Origin of the sequence: Paracoccus aurantiacus (assembly GCF_007993065.1) — a bacterium.
GTDB classification, from domain to species: domain Bacteria; phylum Pseudomonadota; class Alphaproteobacteria; order Rhodobacterales; family Rhodobacteraceae; genus Paracoccus; species Paracoccus aurantiacus.
In genome coordinates, this window is record NZ_VOPL01000001.1 from 1,018,642 (window position 1) to 1,037,223 (window position 18,582).

18 protein-coding genes are annotated in these 18,582 nt (G+C 62.2%); 4 read left to right on the forward strand and 14 right to left on the reverse strand.

All coding sequences use genetic code 11. The annotated features are described in order from the left end of the window. The first annotated feature begins 13 nt into the window (after nucleotides 1-13). The 4 genes from FQV27_RS04930 (at nucleotide 14) to FQV27_RS04945 (ending at nucleotide 2,583) form a co-directional block, all read left to right on the forward strand. Nucleotides 14-640 carry a MotA/TolQ/ExbB proton channel family protein gene (locus FQV27_RS04930; protein ID WP_147096690.1) on the forward strand — a complete coding sequence of 209 codons (627 nt, stop codon included), beginning with the start codon at nucleotides 14-16 and terminating at the stop codon, nucleotides 638-640. Between the two features lie 75 nt (nucleotides 641-715). Next, entirely contained in the window at nucleotides 716-1,117 is a 402-nt protein-coding gene (locus FQV27_RS04935) for an ExbD/TolR family protein (RefSeq protein ID WP_281290016.1), read from the forward strand. 3 nt (nucleotides 1,118-1,120) lie between these two features. Next, nucleotides 1,121-1,522 (forward strand): ExbD/TolR family protein, encoded by a 402-nt coding sequence (locus FQV27_RS04940; protein ID WP_147096692.1) that lies wholly within the window; start codon nucleotides 1,121-1,123, stop codon nucleotides 1,520-1,522. Beyond that, on the forward strand, nucleotides 1,519-2,583 hold the full coding sequence (locus FQV27_RS04945) for a hypothetical protein (protein WP_147096693.1): 1,065 nt from the start codon (nucleotides 1,519-1,521) through the stop codon (nucleotides 2,581-2,583). Before FQV27_RS04940 ends, FQV27_RS04945 begins: the two co-directional genes overlap by 4 nt. Nucleotides 2,584-2,587: 4 nt before the next feature. On the opposite strand, the gene FQV27_RS04950 is transcribed toward FQV27_RS04945, so the two are convergent. The 14 genes from FQV27_RS04950 to FQV27_RS05015 form a co-directional block, all read right to left on the reverse strand. Further along, complete coding sequence (locus tag FQV27_RS04950) at nucleotides 2,588-2,965, reverse strand: hypothetical protein (RefSeq protein WP_147096694.1); 378 nt, start codon at nucleotides 2,963-2,965, stop codon at nucleotides 2,588-2,590. Nucleotides 2,966-2,968: 3 nt separating this feature from the next. Then, complete coding sequence (gene tssH, locus FQV27_RS04955; protein WP_147096695.1) at nucleotides 2,969-5,608, reverse strand: type VI secretion system ATPase TssH; 2,640 nt, start codon at nucleotides 5,606-5,608, stop codon at nucleotides 2,969-2,971. Next, nucleotides 5,605-6,603 (reverse strand): type VI secretion system baseplate subunit TssG, encoded by a 999-nt coding sequence (gene tssG / locus FQV27_RS04960; protein ID WP_147096696.1) that lies wholly within the window; start codon nucleotides 6,601-6,603, stop codon nucleotides 5,605-5,607. The genes tssH and tssG overlap by 4 nt, the downstream gene beginning before the upstream one ends. Then, nucleotides 6,600-8,510 carry a type VI secretion system baseplate subunit TssF gene (gene tssF, locus FQV27_RS04965; protein WP_147096697.1) on the reverse strand — a complete coding sequence of 637 codons (1,911 nt, stop codon included), beginning with the start codon at nucleotides 8,508-8,510 and terminating at the stop codon, nucleotides 6,600-6,602. Before tssF ends, tssG begins: the two co-directional genes overlap by 4 nt. Further along, nucleotides 8,507-9,088 (reverse strand): type VI secretion system baseplate subunit TssE, encoded by a 582-nt coding sequence (gene tssE / locus FQV27_RS04970; protein WP_147096698.1) that lies wholly within the window; start codon nucleotides 9,086-9,088, stop codon nucleotides 8,507-8,509. Before tssE ends, tssF begins: the two co-directional genes overlap by 4 nt. Nucleotides 9,089-9,210: 122 nt before the next feature. After that, nucleotides 9,211-9,708 (reverse strand): Hcp family type VI secretion system effector, encoded by a 498-nt coding sequence (locus tag FQV27_RS04975; protein WP_147096699.1) that lies wholly within the window; start codon nucleotides 9,706-9,708, stop codon nucleotides 9,211-9,213. Nucleotides 9,709-9,763: 55 nt separating this feature from the next. Next, nucleotides 9,764-11,254 carry a type VI secretion system contractile sheath large subunit gene (tssC, locus tag FQV27_RS04980; RefSeq protein ID WP_147096700.1) on the reverse strand — a complete coding sequence of 497 codons (1,491 nt, stop codon included), beginning with the start codon at nucleotides 11,252-11,254 and terminating at the stop codon, nucleotides 9,764-9,766. 2 nt (nucleotides 11,255-11,256) lie between these two features. Continuing rightward, nucleotides 11,257-11,772, reverse strand: coding sequence for a type VI secretion system contractile sheath small subunit (gene tssB, locus FQV27_RS04985; protein WP_147096701.1), 516 nt, complete (start codon nucleotides 11,770-11,772; stop codon nucleotides 11,257-11,259). Between the two features lie 64 nt (nucleotides 11,773-11,836). Further along, nucleotides 11,837-13,210 carry a type VI secretion system ImpA family N-terminal domain-containing protein gene (locus FQV27_RS04990; protein ID WP_147096702.1) on the reverse strand — a complete coding sequence of 458 codons (1,374 nt, stop codon included), beginning with the start codon at nucleotides 13,208-13,210 and terminating at the stop codon, nucleotides 11,837-11,839. 52 nt (nucleotides 13,211-13,262) lie between these two features. Beyond that, a complete protein-coding gene (gene tagH, locus FQV27_RS04995) occupies nucleotides 13,263-14,681 on the reverse strand; it encodes a type VI secretion system-associated FHA domain protein TagH (RefSeq protein ID WP_147096703.1) in 1,419 nt (472 codons plus the stop codon). 6 nt (nucleotides 14,682-14,687) lie between these two features. Then, a complete protein-coding gene (locus tag FQV27_RS05000) occupies nucleotides 14,688-15,272 on the reverse strand; it encodes a DUF6931 family protein (RefSeq protein WP_246132995.1) in 585 nt (194 codons plus the stop codon). An 82-nt stretch (nucleotides 15,273-15,354) separates the two neighbouring features. Further along, nucleotides 15,355-16,482 carry a tricarballylate utilization 4Fe-4S protein TcuB gene (gene tcuB, locus FQV27_RS05005; RefSeq protein ID WP_147096704.1) on the reverse strand — a complete coding sequence of 376 codons (1,128 nt, stop codon included), beginning with the start codon at nucleotides 16,480-16,482 and terminating at the stop codon, nucleotides 15,355-15,357. Next, nucleotides 16,472-17,887: an FAD-dependent tricarballylate dehydrogenase TcuA gene (gene tcuA / locus FQV27_RS05010; RefSeq protein WP_281290017.1), complete on the reverse strand. Its 1,416-nt coding sequence runs from the start codon at nucleotides 17,885-17,887 to the stop codon at nucleotides 16,472-16,474. The genes tcuB and tcuA overlap by 11 nt, the downstream gene beginning before the upstream one ends. Then, on the reverse strand, nucleotides 17,884-18,573 hold the full coding sequence (locus tag FQV27_RS05015) for a GntR family transcriptional regulator (RefSeq protein WP_147096705.1): 690 nt from the start codon (nucleotides 18,571-18,573) through the stop codon (nucleotides 17,884-17,886). Before FQV27_RS05015 ends, tcuA begins: the two co-directional genes overlap by 4 nt. Between the last annotated feature and the right edge of the window lie 9 nt (nucleotides 18,574-18,582).

The window sequence follows — 18,582 nt, forward strand, 5'->3', positions numbered from 1 at the left end:
CATGGCTTCCGGTATGTTTCAGTCTCTTCCCGCGACGACCTGGCTGGTCTTCGTCGCTCTCGCAGCGCTCTCGGTCCTGACCGTGACCGTCGCCATCTTCAAGATCACCCAGTTCCGCCGCATGGGTCTTGGCCGCCACCGCGAAGCAGAGGCGATCCTTGACGACTGGCTGAACGGCCGCCCCGACGAAGCGCAGCGCAAGGCGACGGCCAGCAATTCCGTCCTCGCGCGCGTGCTCAGGGCAGCGATGTCGGGGCTGAGGGCACGTCCGTCCGACCCGTTCTATGGCGAGGAACTGGCCCGTCAGGCAGCGCTTGTCGAGCTGACCCGGATGGGCAACAGGATGCGCCTTCTTGAAGCGGTCGTGCAGATGGCACCGATGCTGGGGCTGCTTGGCACGGTGATCGGGATGATCGACGCCTTCGGCAACCTCGCAGCCAGTCAGGCTGCCGCCGATCCAAGGCTTCTTGCTTCGGGGATCTGGACGGCCCTGACCACCACAGCCGCAGGGCTCGCCATTGCGCTTGTCGCCTATTTCATCGCTGCCTGGCTGGAGGGGCGTATTGATGATGAGCGTCAGACGATCGAAATGGTGATCTCGTCAGCCATTCATGGCCGCGTCGGCCAGACGCGCGCCTGACGCATGGTGGCGGCTGGCGGTCAAAAGCGGCGCGGACTTGTCCTGCCCCGGCGAAACCGGCGATATCGTTTCTCGATGACATCGCTGGCTGACGTCATGTTTCAGCTTCTGATTTTCTTCATGCTGTCCGCGAATATCGCGCCCTATTCGATGATCGACGTCCGCACCGGCGCCGTCAGCGGCGGCAGCAACACGCCCGCCGGCACCCCCGAAACAGAGGCCGGGCCGGGCCAGATCACCGATATCCGCACCACAGCCGTCTGGACCCTTGACGCCGACGGTGCGATCCGCGCCAGCGGCCAGCTTTTTTCACCGGACCGTCTGGATGCACTGGCGGCAGCGCTTCTGGCGCAGGGCACTGACGATGTGCTGGTCGTCCTGCGCCGCGATGTGTCGGTTCAGCGCCTCGTTACGGTGCTGCAAACGCTGGCTGCGCATGGCATCACCTCCGTCCAGATCGCGAATGGGGGGCTTTAAGGCATGGCGCTGAACCTGCCGGCTCGTCGCACCGAACGCGCGCATATCGACACGTCTCTGTCGATTGTGAACATCGTTCTGCTGCTGCTGTTCTTCTTCATCATCGTGGGTCAGGCAGCACGCCCGCAGCCGGGCATCGACCTGTCACAAACGACCGACCTGCCGCTTGAACAGCTTCCTTCGCCGATCCTTCTGGTGGATGCCGATGGCGAGTGGCTTCTGGACGGCCAGCCTATTTCGCCAGAGTTGCTGCCGGCCGCGATGACCGGAGGGGCTGGACAGGTGCTGCATCTGATGATCGACCGCGACGCGCCGGCGAGTCTGCTGGTCGATGCGCTGAACGATCCTGTCCTAGCCGATTACGATCTTCGGCTGGTGACGCTGAATGAACGGGTCACGCCATGATCGGCGCACAAAGCGATGGCTGGAAATGGGCGCAGGCCTCTGGTTTTTCGCTCGCGCTGCATATTGCGGCCGCCGGATATGTGTTGTTTCAGCCAAGCCTTCATTTCCTTCTGCCCGACCCGGCAGAAGCGCCGCCCGCAATCGAGGTCACGACGCTGACAACGCCCGACCTTCCGGACCTGCCCCAAGTCCCGACCGAAACGCTGACGAACGCTGCCGATGCCGCAAGCCTCGTCACCGATCCCCCTGATCCGGACGTTTCGCCCGAAACATCCGTGACGACGCCCGCATCTGACGTCATAGCCAGCACCCCGGACGAGCTGCTTTCAGGTTCGCAACCGCCGTCGGAAACCATTTCGGATCCGCAGGCAGATGGGGCTGTGGCGGCACCGGATGATCCCGAAACGCTGCCGATCCAGTCGCCGGATACCGAGGCCCCGGCCCCGGACCCCCGCCTGCTTCAGCTTGTCGAGCGCATCAGGCAGCAGCTTTCCGATCCCTGTCTGCTGGCACTTCCAGTCATGCAGGGCGACGGTCAGCTTTCGCTGAACCTTTTGTCGGATGACGACCGCAATATCTCGGCGCTGATGCAGCGGCTTACCTCGGGGATCGAGGGCGAGATCGCACAGCAGACGTTACTTCTCGACAGTCGCCAATGTCCGGCGGTGGCGTTCGTGCGCCGCGATCAGCGCTATCCGGTCTTTGCGCTCGGGTTGCAGGTCGATGCGGAAAGTGTTGTCACAGGCGGGTCGGTTCGCGGGCGGATCACCAACGGCATGGGCTATGTCCATACGCTTCTGCTGGTCGATGAAAACGGCGTCGTCCAAGATCTGCGCCGTTTTCTTCTAAGCTCGTCCAGAATTACACGCTTTGACGTCCCGGTCGCACGCATCAACGCGCCGCGCGATACGCGCCAGCTTCTGATCGCGATTGCGACGCCGGGCCGTGTGCGCACGGTGGCAGAGCGGGCCGGCGATGCCGCCGGTCCTTTCTTCGATGCGCTTTATACCGAAATCGGGCAGAGCGCGCTTATCGGCATCACCAGCATTGATGTGCGATAGGCGCTCAGGCCGTCTTCAGCGCTGCCTTTACTGCGTCGGCACTGGAAAGCCGTGTCAGCACGCGCACGATCTCGCCCGGGCGCAGCAGGGATGCCCCGTTGGGCGCGCGCAGGCGCGGGGCGGATTGAAGATGTTCCCACCAGTCCTGATCCGGGACCGAGGGACGAGAGAATTCTGCACTGACGCGGCGCGAAAGCTGGCTTATGGCGGCATCGCGGCGGATGATCTCGGGCCGTTTACGGGCAGCCAGAAGAACGGCCTCGGGGCTGTCATCGGGCCCGAACAGGGCGATGACGGACAATTCGTCGCCCAAAAACCCGATTGCACCCAACCGTGCCGATTCTGCGCCCTCTACAAGAACCCAATCAATCTGATCCGTCATTTCTTAACCTTCCTCTGCAAACTCGTAATCGAAACCGCCATCCGCGACCCGAATGACAACGTCAGACATTTCCTCTGCGCCAACCATACGCGCCAGAACCTGCCGTGACAAATCCGGCAGGATCGAGTTGGTGATGATATTGTCGATCATCCGCCCGCCGCTGTCGGGATCGCGGCACTGGCTGACGATATGGTCGATCACCGCGTCGTCCCAGATCAGCCGGGTGCCGTGCGAATCGCGCATCCGCCGCGCGACCGCGCCAAGCTTCAGCCTCGTGATCCCTCCCAGAACCTCTGCCGACAGCGGCACATAGGGGATTGTGACGATCCGGCCCAGAAGCGCGGGCGGGAAGGTGCCCAGCAGTTCTTCCTTCAGCGAGGCCTCCATGGTTTCGGGATCGGTGATCTCACCATCGGGGGCAAGCGCCATGATGGTGCCAGTGCCGACGTTGGAGGTCATCAGGATCAGCGTATTGCGAAAATTGATCGGCCGGCCATTGCCGTCTTCCATCCGGCCCTTGTCAAACACCTGGAAGAACAGCTCATGCACGTCCGGGTGGGCCTTTTCCATCTCGTCAAGCAGCACCACAGAATAAGGCTTGCGGCGCACGGCTTCGGTCAGGCGCCCTCCCTCGCCATAGCCGACATAACCGGGGGGTGCGCCTTTCAGCAGGCTGACCGAATGAGCTTCCTGAAACTCGGACATGTTGATGGTGATGACGTTCTGTTCGCCGCCGTACAGAGATTCCGCCAGCGCCAGCGCGGTTTCGGTTTTACCGACGCCCGAGGGGCCGCACAGCATGAATACGCCGATGGGCTTTTCGGGGTTGGACAGGCCGGCGCGCGCGGTTTCCACACGGCGGGCAATCATCTGCAAACCCTGATCCTGCCCGATCACGCGTTCCTTCAGGTGATCGGCCAGACCCAACACCGCCTGCAATTCATCGGCGACCATGCGGCCCGCCGGAATGCCGGTCCAGTCGCTGATGACCGATGCCACCGCCTGATCGTCCACATGCGGCCAGATCATACGCTCGTCAGGATGGATTGCGCCCAACTCGCCCATCTTCGCAGTCAGATCAGCGCGGGCAGCGGCTTCGTCAAAATCCTCGCCCTCTGCCTCTGCGATGGAACGGCGCAGGTCCAGAATGCCCTCGACCAGCCCCTTTTCGCTTTCGTAAGCGGCCTCGACACCGGTCAGATCGGCCTTCAGCTTGTCGCGCTTTTCCTGCGCCTCGATCAGACGCGCCTCATCCGTGGCACCCAGTTCACGCTCGGCTTCCTTTGCGGCGATTTCGGTATCGAGCGCCGCAATGTCCGCTCGCAGGTCGGCCAGACGCGCGGGCACCGCCGATTGGCTGACGGCGACACGCGCGCAGGCCGTATCCAGCAGCGACACCGCCTTGTCAGGCAATTGCCGCGCAGGCAGATAGCGCGCCGACAGTTTCACCGCCGCCTCGACCGCCTCATCCGAGATACGCACCTTGTGATGCGCCTCCATCGGGCCAAGCAGTCCGCGCATCATGTAGCAGGCGGTTTCGATCGAGGGTTCATCGACCGTGACCGGCTGGAAACGCCGGGTCAGGGCCGGGTCTTTTTCGAAATAGTTGCGATATTCGGCCCATGTCGTCGCACCGATGGTGCGAAGCGTGCCGCGCGCCAGTGCAGGCTTCAGCAGGTTCGCGGCATCGCCGGTGCCAGCCGCCCCGCCCGCGCCGATCAGCGTGTGTGCTTCATCAATGAAAAGAATGATCGGGGTCGCACTTGCCTGCACCTCGTCAATCACAGAGCGCAACCGCTGTTCGAATTCGCCCTTCATGCTGGCCCCGGCCTGCATGGCACCGATATCCAGCATGTGCAGCCGCATCCCCTGCAGCGTCGGCGGCACCTCGTTCGCGGCCAGTTTCTGCGCGAAGCCTTCGACGACGGCGGTCTTGCCCACGCCTGCCTCGCCGGTCAGGATCGGGTTGTTCTGGCGGCGGCGCATCAGCACATCGACGATCTGGCGGATTTCGTCATCGCGCCCGACAACCGGGTCCATCTTACCTTCCGCCGCCTGCGCCGTCATATCGACCGAGAATCGGCCAAGCGCGGTTGTTGCCCCGCCCGCCTCGCGCCCCGATCCGGGCGCGACAAGGCCCGATCCATCCATCGGGCGCATGTCTTCTTCTTCGGAATCCGCCCACAGCGTCCGCGCCTCTTTCCCGATCTGATCGGCAAAGATTTCCTCGAACACATCGGAATAGCTCTCGATCTCGCGCCGCAGGGCCGCATCATTCAGCAGTGCGACCAGCAGATGGCCCGTGCGGATCTGGGTTTCACCAAAAAACAGCGTCGCGTAGGTCCAGGCGTGGTTCAGCGCGTCCGACAGCCGTTCGGAAATGCCGGGCGTTTCGGTCACGTTCTTCTGCAGCCGGTCCATCGCCTGACCCAGATCCTTCAGCACCCGGCCCCGGTCCAGCTTCAGTTCGCGCAGCGTAACCGAGATATCGCAATTCTGGTTCGAGATCGCATGAAACAGCCAATGGCTGAGTTCGACATTGCGGTTCCCGTCCCCGCGCGCCTGACGCATCGCCTGCAGGAAGGCGTCATAGCCCACGCGGTTCATCTTGCCGGCAAATTTTTCAATCGTAATAGCAGTCATGCGGTTCCCTTTGGTCGTGCGGATTCGGGGTCGATCTGAAAGCGGGCGACTTCGACCGGGCTGTCATCGTCACCGCGCGGCGGGCTGAGCGCTGCCAGCCAACCGATCGCGACGGTTTTCCCCAGCGTCGCCGCAGGTATTTTCGATGGGGGCAGTCGCAATGCCAGCTCAACCTCGTAGCTGCGGCCCAGATACCAGAACACAAGGTTCGTCAGCATCCGATGTTCCTCACCACCGGGCAGAAAACGGCTGTAGCGCTCCGCATCCGGCAAATCGAGATGCAGGCAGATCTTTTCGCTGACAGAGCGTACGCGGCTTCCCAGATAGGTGTTCTGGCCCAAACTGCCGCTCGACCCGAGCCCGCTGAGTTCGTCAGGCTCGAATTCCAGCCAGGAGGGGACATGCTCCTCGATCTCGGTCGCGAGGCCGAAATAATATTCCAGCATCTGGCGCAACCTGACTGCACTTCGCACCCGTCCCCCAAAGGTCGAAACCATCGGCAGGCGGGCAATATCGGGGAAGTCGTCGTGATGAACGAATGCCGGGCTGCCCGTCCCCGAAACGGCCGCGATATAACGCCCGAAGCGGTCCTCGTCAGGACGGTCATGCTGGCTGATGGCGTGGCTGTCAGACCACGCCCGGAAAAAAAGCTGCAGGAAGCGTGCCGAAAACAGATCGGCGAAGCGCACAAATCCGTCCTGTCCGTCGTGCTGCCAGCGCTGCACCTCCTCGGTGCTGTTCAGCGGCAACGCGCCGAAAGGGCCGAACATCCCCAGAAACTGAGGGCGCAGGCGGATGCGCCCGAGGCTGTCATGGGACTGATCTGACTGATCCCCTTCATGCAGGAATTCGGTCAGCGCGAATTCAAGCCGGGGGTCCTGACCAAGATCGACAATTTCCTCGGCCAGATGGCCGGAACGGCCGATCCGGGGCCGGTGCGGGCTTTCCCGCTCCAACCGGCGAAGAAGGGCCAGAAAACCGCCCTGCCCGCTCATATCAACGGGCCGCGCCCGGTGCGCGGCGGCCAGCGTCGCAGGACACCGCGCTGCTTGCTGATCGTCACCGTCTGCGAAAAGCTGTTGATGCTTACATATTCCGCAAGGAACCGATCAAGCACCGCCGCCAGCGGAACGATACCCGCGCCTTCGAAGGCGCTTTCATCAAATGTGATGCTGACTTCCAGACCGCGTGCCGGAAAGAAGCCCTCCGGTCGGCGGATCGAGCGCGTGACCGGCCGGGTTTTCAGTTCAGTGATACCGGCTATCTGCGCCTGGCTGATATTGTCGGAAAGATCCGCGAAAAGCGACAGTATCTCGCGCAGGCTCGCGGCACCATCGCGGCCGAAGCGGTCGTCCAGTCCGAAATGGTTCAGCGACAGGTAGGAAATCAGTCGCCAATAGACATCGCCCTGCTGCGTGCGATGCGGACCCTGCGCCTCGGTCTCGGTCATCGCCTCGCGGGGCGGCGTCGGGCCGTTCACACAGCGCAGCCGAAGCTTCTGGTCATCATCCATGTGCAGGTCGTCGCTGCGCGCCAATGGCAGCGACATCGGCAGATGCCGGTTGGAACACAATGTCCGCACATGCAGACGCTGCGCGCGCTTCGCCGTCTCGCTGACAGGTGGTTCGTAAAGCGAGATGAAAGTCTCGGTGCCGCGATAATCGGTGCGAAGTCCGTTGCGCCGTTCGGTCGTGGTCAGCCGGCGAGGTTTGCGGCGGGCGGTATAGTAATAGACCGAGCGCGCCGACTGCGCATTCGGGGGCAGAGCGTAAAGCGGATGCACCTCGACCCGGTCCTGCGACGTGCCCGAGCTTGCATGCACATCGAGAATGCGATGAACCTCGATCTGCGTCAGACGTGCGCTATCCGGGGTGACAACATATTCGTGCCGCTGATCGCCCAGGCGGATCTGGTTGGAGCGTTCTTCGAACAGATTGACCGCCGGCGCACAGTTCAGCCGCACATCCTGCGGACGAAGCTGACGCGCAATATCGGCGTCGCTGCGGTCAAATTCGATCACCAGTTGCGCCTCGGCACTTTTTATCTGGCTGAGCACGGTGTTCAGCCCGACAAGACGAAACCCCATGAACTTGCGCGGAAATGCGAAAAAATCCCGCAAAATGGCAAAGCCTTCGAACATGCGACTGTCGCGGTCGAACAGCAATTCGTCCTGCTCGAAGCCGATCTGGTCGATCTGGTCCGGACGCAGACGGATAAAAACCGGATCGCCGTTGGGCGCAAGATAACGCAAGGACGCTCTCGTCACGCCGCAGTGGATCTGTTCGTAAAGCGCCGAGGCAAGCGCCATATCTGCGGTCAGATGGAAACCGATACGTCCGCAATCCAGGGTCGAAAGTGGCTTGCCGGTGATGTGTTGAAGGTCAATCTGCAACGCCGCGCGGGTGTTCTGATCGGGGTCCTGCCCAAGACCGCCGATTGGCCCGGTCCTGTCGTGATAGGTCAGCCCGGATATATCCAGCGGCACGACCTCCAGCGGTGCGGCAAGCGAGAAGCGGCAGACAATGCGCTTGTCGGCATCGCGAAACGGCGCCTCCATCGTTGCGCCGCGGCGGTAACGCGCAACGCCCAGATCAGGTGGCGGGCTTTCGGGATGCTGCGCCTGAACAAGCATGCAGCTTGGCACCGGCGCCAGCGCATCGGGAAATATCTGTTCAAGCAATTCGGTCGTGAAGCCGCGGAACTCCTCGTCGAGCTTCAACTGGACGCGCGCCGCCATGAACGCGGTGCCTTCCAGCAAGCCCGCGACGGTCGGATCGATATTGTCGCGCAGCAAGCCGCCAAGACGGTCAGCTAGGCCCGGATATTCGTCCGCGAACTCTGCCGTCCGCTCATAAAGGATATCGAGTTCGCGCTCGTAGGCGTCGCGGAATGACTTCTTCATGAATCGCCCTGCATGCGTTTCAGTGCAATCTTGCCGATGGCAGGATCGACTTCTGCATAGAATTGCAACGGAATATCGGACGGGTTCGAAATCATTTCGGCCGAAATCTCGAACTGCAGGCGCTGATCTATCCCAGGACCGGATTCGTCAATCCGTATTTCGATCGTCGAGGGGCGAAGGCGTGGTTCATTCGCGATCAGTGTCTCGCGGATGGCATTGGCGAGATCCTGCGGGGTGCGGTGGTTGCGCCAAAGGCTGTCCATGTCCTGAAAGCCGAAATTCACCACCGATCTAGCAACGCGGGGCGTTTCGTCCATGCCGACGACGACGTCCAGCCGGATCGTGTTCATCAGGCTCGCGACATCCAGCGCGATATTATGGCGCAAGGCAGCCTCGTCTGTCCCGTCGCGGCGCTTCTGGCTGCGCAGTGTCAGATCCCGCTCTCCGTCCTGATAATGGTGATCGGGATCACGGCTGTCACGACGCGCGGCCGAGGCGCGGAATACATGCATCAACGACATTTCGCGCAAACCGCTGCGCGTCGGATCGTCATTGGAAATCTTGCGGTAGCGCTGCACTGGTCCTCCGCCGATATCCTCAAATCAACTCACCACAAAATCGGGCACGATTCTCCCGGCGGACATGAAACAGGGCCGGCACGGAATGCGCCAGCCCCGTCCCTTCCGAAAAGGCGAAACGCTTAGGCGTTCCACTCCTTGTTTTCGGCGATATCCCAACCGGCCAGGGTTTCGGCGCCAGCGGCACCCGATTCTTCCTGCAGGGTGTATGCGACTTCGAACTTGCGGAAGTTCAGGGTCAGCGTTTCCTGAATCCGGTCGAGGCCATCTTTCGATCCACCAGTGGTATAGCTGGTGATCATGATGTTTTCCATCTTGATGCGGAAGTATTCGACGGGCGCATTGCCGCCGGACTTGCGCACGATCAGCTCGCCATTTTCGATATGCTCGCCGTTGGTGCAGCGCTTGATAAGATCGTTCGATGCCAGATCAACATATTTGGTCAGGGTAATATCCTTGACGTTGACCTTGCCGCCGCCGCCGCCAGAACCAATATGGGTCGTGCCCGACTGGGTCAGTGCCCAATCCCAGGCCAGAACGTCGATCTCGTTACGATGAGTCGAGTCCTGCGATTCGCCCTTGATATTGTTGGACAATTTCAGAAAAATATCGACAGCCATGTTAACCTAACTCCTCTAATATGGCGTCACTTCAGACAGTTAAAACAAAGGGCAATCACTTGCCCTTCGGCAGTTTCGAGACGAGAGACATCCCGACGTCCATCCCTTCAAGCTGAAAATGCGGCTTAAGGTAGAACTTGCCCATGTAATAGCCGGGATTCTCCTCGTCTTCCACCACTTCCACCTTCGCACCTGCAAGAGGTTTTTTTGCCTTCTCGCGTTCGCTGGCGCTTTCGGGATTACCAGAAACATACTTGTTAACCCAACTCTGCAACTGTGTCTGAAGCTGCAAGCGATCGGGGCTTTGCCCGATCTTGTCGCGGACCATACACTTCAAATAGTGACTGAAGCGTGACACTGCGAAGATATAGGGCAGGCGCGACGACATATTGTCCGAAGCCGTCGCCTGTTCGTCGACGTATTTCTTCGGGCGATACAGCGTCTGAGCACCGATAAACGCAGCCTTGTCAGTATGTTTACGATGAATCAAACCGATGAGCCCGGCTTTGGAAAGCTCTGCTTCCCGCCGGTCGGTTATCGAAACCTCGGTCGGGCATTTCAGGTCTTTCAGCCCGTCCCCGGTTTCGAAGTTATGCGTCGGCAGGTTAAGAACCTCGCCGCCCGACTGAACACCGCGAATATGCACTGTCCAGCCAAACTCTTTATGCGCACGGTTTATATTGACCGCCATCGCATGAGCCGCATTCATCCACGCGTATTGCGTGCCGGAATGGCCATCAGTTTCTTCCTCGAAGTTGAATTCCTCAACTACCGAGTTCGAATTCTGGCCATAAGGTTCACGCGACAGAACCCGCGGCAATGTCAGTGCGACATACCGGGAGTTTTCAGAATCGCGCAGACCGTTCCACGCCGCGTAGTCGGGCGTGTCGAAAATTTCCGACAGATCCGGCGGTGTGGACATTTCGTTCCAGCTGTCCATGCCCAGCAATTCCGGCGCAGCGGCCGAAATGAAAGGTGCGTGGGCGGCAGCCGCGATTTTGCCCATATCGCGCAGAAGGGCGACATCGGCAGTGCTGTGATCGAAATAGTAGTCACCGATAAGCGCGCCAAATGGCTTGCCGCCCAATGTGCCGAACTCGGATTCGTAGATCCGCTGGTTCAGCGGCGACTTGTCCCATTTCGCGCCGGGATAGCGCCGCATCATCTGCTGCAGCTCTTTCTTCGACACGTTCATCGCCTTCACGCGCAACGATGCATCGGTTTCCGAATTGTTGACCGTGTAGGCCAGCCCGCGCCACGCCGATTCCAGCTTCTGGAAATCCTCGTGATGGATCACGGCGTTCATCTGCTCGCTCAGCTTCTGGTCCAGCTTCGAAAGCATGGCGTCGATCGTGTCGATCACGTCCTCGGCGATCAGCGTCTGATCGTCCAGGGCTTCGCGAACCAGCGCGACGACAGCGTTATCAACCTCTTTTGCGGCGACTTCGGTGCGTGGCTTGATCGTCTGCTTGAGGATATCCGAGAATTCGTCAAGCTCGTTCAGCGCGGCGCCACCAGCGACCTGCGCCTGATTTTCCTGTGCCATGCTCAGCTATCCTCCTCGGGCGCGGCGTCCTTGTCGCGCTCGGCAAGCGCGGCCATCAGTTCAGGATCGTTCAGAAGCTTGCGGATCTGGTCCTGAGCCTTCGGCTTGGAGTTCATGTAGCGCTGAAGGTTCGCAAGATGCTGGCGCGCCTCAAGCAGCTTCTTCAGGGCCGGGATCTGGGTTGCCACCGCAGCAGGGTCGAAATCGTCCATCGATTCGAAATTCAGTTGCACGCCAAGCCGGCCATCGCCGCCGACCTTGTTTTCGACATTGAAGGAAAGCCCCGGTGCGATGCTCTTCATATAATCGTCCAGCGTCGCGGCGGTCACATCCACGAATTCGCGGTCTTCCATCGGGGCCTTTTCGACCTCGGACGCATTGCCAGACAGGTCGGACATAACCCCAAGAACAAAGGGCAGCTCGACCATTTTTTCGGAATCGTAAGGATCTTCGTAGGAAATATTCACCCGCGGCGGGCGGTTACGTTTCAGGAAATCGGTCGATTTATCAGATGCCATTATACTCGGTCCTTCAGACTGCGTTAACGAACGCAATTTTTACTACTCTGTCAATCCAAAGACGCTATTGCTGTTCCCCCTGCGGCGCTGGTGCCGCAATAAGTTCCGCAACAATGGCGTCGAAACGCTTTGTCAGCATGTCACGCGCCTTCACAAGCAGCAAGGGCACGGGGCTAGCCGGTTCATTGGCTGCATAATAAGCTTCGATGCCGATCAGGCAAGCCGCAAGGGCACGGCGATCAGCAATCGCTGGTGGCGTGGTGCCCGCAGCCGGTTCGGCCTCCTGACTTTCGGGCGCGGCCGAACTGAGTGTTTTCAGCCGTTCCATCGGCAGCGCGAAGCGCGTGCCCTGGCCGATATTCAGCATCGCCCGCCCCGCTTCGGCAGGCAGCAGCGTTTCCAGGGCTTGCACAAGCGGCACCCCGACAAGCAGACGCGCCTGCGCGACAAGCAGAAGTGACGGCGAGGACGGCTCTTTCTGGGCGAGCCACGTTTCGGCAGCGATCAGGGCAGCAAGCGCGGCTGCGCGGTCCGCAATCACGGGCGCATCAGCCGCCCGGACCGGCGTAGGGGTCATTTGCGGCGCAGGCTCTGCTGCCGGGTCAGCTTCGGCGGGGACGTGATCGGCCTGTGCCTCGGTGGGCGACAGGGCTGCGTCGGCGTCATCTTCGACCCAGGCAGGCAGATCAGGGCGCGCCTTCGCAATCATCGACTGCATATCGGAAATCGCCGTGCGTACTGCAGCCAGATCCGGCGTGAAGGGCGAGGCGTGATGCGTCGCGGCCAGTCGCGCGATCAGATGCAGCGCCCCTGCGGCGCGGCCAAGATCGGCCTGCACGCGCACAAGCTGACTGTGATTGGCGTCGCTGCGCAGCGGGCCAAGCACATCGGTCGATCCATCCAGCCCTTCTTCCGAAGACCGCGCATCTGCCCGTCCCGTCGCGACCATGTGGCGGCGCAGGGTCACATCGCCCGTCGGCAGCAGCGGCAGATGCAGCAGCGGCATCACGACCGTCGGCTGGGTGTTCAGCGCCTCGATCGCGCCGCGCCGTTCGGCAACGCTGCCTGCTACCGCCGGATGCGCCTCATCCGGCCAGGCCTGCAGGATCGACGCCGTCGCCTCCAGCGCATCAGCAAAGTCGGGAAGGCGGCCGGAAAGGATCGCGAAGCGCGCAAGAAGGCTGGTCAGGCGCAAATCGCGCGAACGCCGTAGCAATTCGCCGATCTGCTTGCCTTCGCGTGCAAAATTGACCGATCGGGGATCGAAAATGCGATCCTCGCTGCCATCATCGGCGAGGCCGGGCGTGAAATAGCGTTCCGGCAGGCGTCCTTCCGCCTCGAAATAATAATCGACAAACTCATCGTCATCGGCACGTTCGAGATCGGGGCCACAGGGGGGAAGGGTTTCGGTCGGATCGGTGAGCCAATCGAACTTCATTCAAAAATCTCCCTCAACCGCAAAAACACTGCGCGGAAAACGAAATGCGCGCTCAGCCTGATCCGCTTTCCCTGCCCGCCTCTCGCGTATCAAGACCCGCGCCTCCCGGCAAGGCATGGCCGTGGGCGGCACGGTAGGCATCGGCGAAAAGCCTGATGAATTCGTCCAGAATGCCGTTTTCATGCGCGGCCTTCGCGTCCCAGCGTTCGACATAGCTGTCCCAGGCGCGCGATTTGCGCTGACCGGCAATCCCTGCGCGGCCCTTTGCCTCGGCTTCGATCCGGCTCGGGTCAAGATCCTGCATCAATTCGGCAAGCGCCGGCTGAAGCGCCGCGAACAGGGCCGTCTGATGCTGCGTCAAATCGCCAAGCGCGTCGTCATAGACGCGCGCGCCGGTCAGAAACCCAGCACGGGGTCGCAGGAACGCAGCCTCAAGCGCCTGCTCGGGCGTCGGCAGGAATTTCAGCGGATTGTTGTCGCTTGCGCCGCGCATGGTGCGTTCGCCGGCACGGGTGAAATGACGTGCAGCGGCGCGGTCGCGCAGCGCACCCATCAGGCGGGCAGTTGTCACCGCCATGCTTGTGCCAAGAGCCTCGCCCAACGCCTCTGCATCAATATCGGCGGCGAGCTCCGCAGGCAGACCCGCGCCGCGACAGAAGGCGCGCAGGAAGGCGGCAGGTTCTGCCTGCGGGCGCGCGGGCGGTGGCGCAGCGTCCGAGGCCGCATCCGCCGCTGCGGGCTTGTCTTTCGGCGCGGGGGCAACCGGTGATGGTGCCTGCGAGGACGCTTGCGGAAAGGCGTGCGAGGGCGCCGGCGGCAGTGACGCGCCGAACGGCGTCGACCGCCCCGCGCTGTCGCGTCGCGGCGCAGCCTCGGCCGCAGGTGGATCAGCAGGCATCCCGGCGCGTTCCGGGCGCGCATCATGGGCGGACGGATCGCCTGTTTCGTGCTTTGCGGACGTGCCTGCTGCCGGAAATGCCACGAAATCATCGGCGAAATCGGCCATCCGCGCGCCGCGCTCTGCCGGCGAGGGATCTATCGGCTCGAACCCGCCGGGAACTGCCCACGGGTCGTCATCGGCAAGCGAGTGCGATGACGGGCGGTCAACGTCATATGCAGGCAGCGAACCGGGTGCCATCCGGCCGCCCGCCGCCTTCGTCTCGGTCAGGGCGACGATGATGTATTGGCCGACCTGAAAACGATCCCCGTGCTGAAGGCCGTGCGGTCCGTCAAGCCGGTGCCGATGGCCCTGCAGAAAGGTTCCGTTCGTCGAACGGTCATGCAGCCACCAGGTCCCGTGCTGATGGTAAATGTCGAAATGATGCCCCGAAATATGACGGCTCGCATCGGGCAGCACCCAACCCATGCCCGAACTTCGCCCGACCTGCAGCCCGGCCTCCGGCACATCAATGCTCACCGGTCCGCCGTCGTCAAGGACGCTGAAATTCTCGATCTGAAGGGTGAGGGTCATGTTACATCAATAGGCGCGGAAAAGCGCCTCGGCCATGTCAAGAAAGCGCGCCAGGAAAACCGGCCGCTGGCGAAGCTGCGTGCGGGCGAGACAGGACAGAACCGCGCTGTTGATCGCGACCGGGGCCTTGTGCGGCGGTGACGGTTCAGGATCGTTCGGCGCCGGCCCGCCAGCCGCCCAACCCACTGCCAGACCGAGCAGCACTGAGGGATTGCGCACCGGCGCCCACAGCGCTTGCCGCATGATGACATGTCGGCGCGATGTGGTCGGATCGTTCAGCCAGTCGGAAATCAGGTGCATCATCGGCCGTTCAGCACCGTCAAGATGTTCGGCCATCATACGCAGGCATTCATAGCCCCAGCCAACCGCCGAGATCGGCAGCGCCGCGAAGGCAACGTAGGTCACAGCTTCCTCGGGCGTCGTCGATCCGCGCAGGCGGGTCAGGAATTGAAGGCCGTCCTCCTCGGGCCGGGGGCGCGGCTTGACCAGTTCGGGCAGGCGCTCGATCTGGGCGAACAGCTCCGCCGGGCTTTCGGTGCGAAGCGTCCGGCGAGGCGGTCGCGTCTTTTCAAGGTCGTCACCGGAGGTCATCGGGCAGTCTGCACCTGGATGGAAAATGGGATTGGCGAAGGTTGCCGCAGTGCCGGGTGAAGTCAAGTGACCTGAAAGAATATCACGCTTCAGAACGATCCGCAGCGGCGCTTGTCCTGACGATCTGGGCCTCGCGGACAAGCGCCGCCAGGCGATAGAAGCCATGTGCCATCTTGGAATAGGGCGTCAGCAGAAAGAACGCCAACACGCTGCCAAGATGCAAGGCCAGCATCGGGCCGGTCAGCCACGTGTCACGCAGCGCGTAAAGCAGCAAGCCTGTCAGGCCCACAAATCCCAGAAGCCAGATAAACGCGCGTTCCGCCGACGAACGCCCCGGCGCACCAAGCGCCGGATCGGCCCGCGACCTGAGCGCCAGCATCCCCGCGCATCCCAGAACCAGCAGGACCCCGCCCGGTACACCCAGCAGTTTCGGCAGCGACCAGAACCCGTATGGCGCCTTCATGGCGAAGCCGTAATGCAGTATCGTGGCGACACAGGTCGCGGCAAAGCACAGAAGAAAGCCGTACATGACCGCGTGATGGGCGTGGCGTCGCGCGTCGCTGTAACGATCCTCCTTCTCGAAATTGCAGCCCTGCCCTTGCCCGCCGGACAGGTTTTTCAACCGCGCCGCCGATCCGAAGGCGGCCACCAGATCAGCGACGGCAACAGGGCGGCCCCCGACCTCTTGCCAATAGCGCCGCAGCCCGAGCGCGATCGCCAGCAGCGGCAGCAGAAAGGCCGGCAGGAAGATCGCCACCATCGCGCCGTGGCTGAGCCATGCATAAAAGCCCGCGCCTTCGCCCGGCAGCATCGCGATCAGCGCGAAAAGCAAGGCGCAGCCCGCGACAAGTGCCACCGCAAGCGCTTCGCCCCGCGTCTGGAACAGGTGCGCGAGGCCGGCGGGCCATGCAAAACGCTCCCAGCTTTCGACGCGGGCGGCTGCCAGAGCGGCAGGCAGATTCAGGTCGAATTCGTGCGGCGCGGTGTACTGGCAGGCATAATAGCAGCCCCGGCAGTTGTGGCACAGATTGGCAAGCTGGGTGACGTCACCATCGGTGAAAACCTTGTCGCGGGTGATTGCCGGAAAGACCGAGCAGAAGCCCTCGCAATAGCGGCAGGCATTGCAGATTTCGATCTGGCGGCGCGCCTCGATCACCGGGTCGTCGGAAATCGCACCCGGATCGGTCTGAAGGGATACGTCAAGCGACATGCTTTGCGGCCTCCTGCCCCGCGATGCGTCCGAACACCGTGCCGATGGTCATGCCGGTCCCGGCCATATAGCCCTGACCGAGGATCGAGCCTGCCATCATCTCGCCCGCGCTCCAGATATTGTCGTAGGGACCGTCTGGGCCCGACACACGGGCGGTTCTGTCCACTTTCAGGCCCAGATAGGTGAAGGTCACGCCGGGACGCAGCGCATAGGCGTAGAAGGGCGGCTCGGCGATGGGACGTGCCCAGTTCGTCTTGGCCGGCTCCAGCCCCTCGGTCGCCACGCCGTCCAGTTCCTGCGGATGAAACCGACCGGGGCGACAGGCCGCGTTGAAACCTGCGACGGTCTCGGCCAGTTCCGCGGCGGGCAGGCCCAGCTTGACAGCAAGTTCCCCAATGGAGTCGGCTGCAACGGGCGGATAGACCGAAGGCATGAACAGGTCGATCGACCGGCTGTCGATGATCGAATAGGCGACCTGATCCGGTTGGGCAGCCACCAGCCTGCCCCAGATGGCATAGCGCTTGGGCCAGACATCCTCGCCCTCGTCATAGAAACGCTTGGCGTCCTTGTTGACGACGATGGAAAACGGAACGCAATCCAGTCGCGTGACGATACCGCCGTCATATTTCGGCGCCCGCCCGTCAATGGCAACGGCGTGACATTGCGTCGGATCGCCCACCATCTGCGCATCCTGGTCCTGCATGTCCTTCAGCACCACCCCGCGATTATAGGGCGTGCCACGGATCAGGAAATTCCGCGCCGCCGGTCCCCAGGCGCGGGCCAGCCAGTCCAGATCGGCCTGAAATCCGCCAGCAGCCAGCACAAAAGCCTTCGCAGCAATGTCGATGCGCTGCCCGGCGATTTCGACTTCCAGATGTGTGGCGCGTTTGCCGTCTATTGCGACATGGCGCACCTGGGCATCATAGGCGACGGTCACGCCCAGGTCCTGCGCGGTCAGGTAATAGGCATTCACAAGCGCCTTGCCACCCCCAAGGAAAAAAGCATTCGTGCGGTCCAGCGACAGCGTCCCGGCGAGCGAGGGCTGAAAGCGGACGCCATGCGCCTGCATCCAGGGCAGGCATTCGGCGGACATTCGGATGCAGTGGCGCGCAAGATCCTCGTCGGTTTCGCCCTTGGTGACGCGAAGAAGATCCTGCCAGAATTCGTCCTCGTCATAGGTGCCGACCAGCGGGCCGAGCGGTCCGTGATGCATGCAGCGGAAATTGCGCGTGTGCCGTGAATTACCGCCGCGATAGACCTCGGGCGCGGCTTCCAGGATCAGCACCTTCGCGCCTGCCTCGGCACCCTCGATCGCAGCACAAAGCGCGGCATTTCCGCCGCCCGCAATCACGATATCCCATTCGTGCGACTGCAACCGTAGCGGATCGGATGACGGCTTCATCATTCGCCCGCCCCGGCCCTGCGCAGCGTGCGCAGCCGCGCATATTGCGCGCGCTCCATATGGCGGCGCATCGCGGCCTCTGCCGCGGCACCGTCGCGATTCAGAAGGGCGTCGATCACATCCTGATGTTCGTCGACCGCTTCGCGCGCCCGCTCGGGCACGGACATGCTGGACGCGCCAAGGATAAGCAGCGTGTTTTCCACCGTCGCCATCGAGCGTAACAGGAACCGGTTGCGCGCGGCGTCGAACAGAAGCTTGTGGAATTGCCGGTTCAGCGCGATGACGCGGTCGGGCTCTGCGGTCGCAGCGCGCATTTCGTCATTGATGACGCGCAACTCCTCAAGCTCGACAGGAGATGCCGCGCGCGCGGCCAGACGCGCCGCCGTGCCCTCCATCACCATGCGCATCTCGTAAAGCTCCATCAGCTCTGCATAGTCGAGCTTGCGGACCGCGGCCCCGCTGCGCGGCTGATGATCGACCAGCCCTTCCGCCTCCAGCCTCCGGATCGCCTCGCGGACGGGGGTGCGGCTGACGGCCAGCCTGTCGGCGATCTCTGTCTCTCGCAGGCGACTGCCGGGCGGCAGCGTGCCGGCCCGGATTTCCTCGCACAGACGCTCGTAAACGCTCTGACCATGCAATGCGGGAACCGGCTGCGCTGCTATACGGGTTTTAGATTTTTCTGTTTTCATCCTGCATCC

Bases quoted from the DNA above. Each gene is read 5' to 3' on its own strand.
- FQV27_RS04930 (WP_147096690.1), top strand. From the start codon at position 14: ATGTTTCAGTCTCTTCCCGCGACGACCTGGCTGGTCTTCGTCGCTCTC.
- FQV27_RS04935 (WP_281290016.1), top strand. From the start codon at position 716: ATGACATCGCTGGCTGACGTCATGTTTCAGCTTCTGATTTTCTTCATG.
- FQV27_RS04940 (WP_147096692.1), top strand. From the start codon at position 1,121: ATGGCGCTGAACCTGCCGGCTCGTCGCACCGAACGCGCGCATATCGAC.
- FQV27_RS04945 (WP_147096693.1), top strand. From the start codon at position 1,519: ATGATCGGCGCACAAAGCGATGGCTGGAAATGGGCGCAGGCCTCTGGT.
- FQV27_RS04950 (WP_147096694.1), bottom strand. From the start codon at position 2,965: ATGACGGATCAGATTGATTGGGTTCTTGTAGAGGGCGCAGAATCGGCA.
- tssH (WP_147096695.1), bottom strand. From the start codon at position 5,608: ATGACTGCTATTACGATTGAAAAATTTGCCGGCAAGATGAACCGCGTG.
- tssG (WP_147096696.1), bottom strand. From the start codon at position 6,603: ATGAGCGGGCAGGGCGGTTTTCTGGCCCTTCTTCGCCGGTTGGAGCGG.
- tssF (WP_147096697.1), bottom strand. From the start codon at position 8,510: ATGAAGAAGTCATTCCGCGACGCCTACGAGCGCGAACTCGATATCCTT.
- FQV27_RS04975 (WP_147096699.1), bottom strand. From the start codon at position 9,708: ATGGCTGTCGATATTTTTCTGAAATTGTCCAACAATATCAAGGGCGAA.
- tssC (WP_147096700.1), bottom strand. From the start codon at position 11,254: ATGGCACAGGAAAATCAGGCGCAGGTCGCTGGTGGCGCCGCGCTGAAC.
- tssB (WP_147096701.1), bottom strand. From the start codon at position 11,772: ATGGCATCTGATAAATCGACCGATTTCCTGAAACGTAACCGCCCGCCG.
- FQV27_RS04990 (WP_147096702.1), bottom strand. From the start codon at position 13,210: ATGAAGTTCGATTGGCTCACCGATCCGACCGAAACCCTTCCCCCCTGT.
- tagH (WP_147096703.1), bottom strand. From the start codon at position 14,681: ATGACCCTCACCCTTCAGATCGAGAATTTCAGCGTCCTTGACGACGGC.
- FQV27_RS05000 (WP_246132995.1), bottom strand. From the start codon at position 15,272: ATGACCTCCGGTGACGACCTTGAAAAGACGCGACCGCCTCGCCGGACG.
- tcuB (WP_147096704.1), bottom strand. From the start codon at position 16,482: ATGTCGCTTGACGTATCCCTTCAGACCGATCCGGGTGCGATTTCCGAC.
- tcuA (WP_281290017.1), bottom strand. From the start codon at position 17,887: ATGATGAAGCCGTCATCCGATCCGCTACGGTTGCAGTCGCACGAATGG.
- FQV27_RS05015 (WP_147096705.1), bottom strand. From the start codon at position 18,573: ATGAAAACAGAAAAATCTAAAACCCGTATAGCAGCGCAGCCGGTTCCC.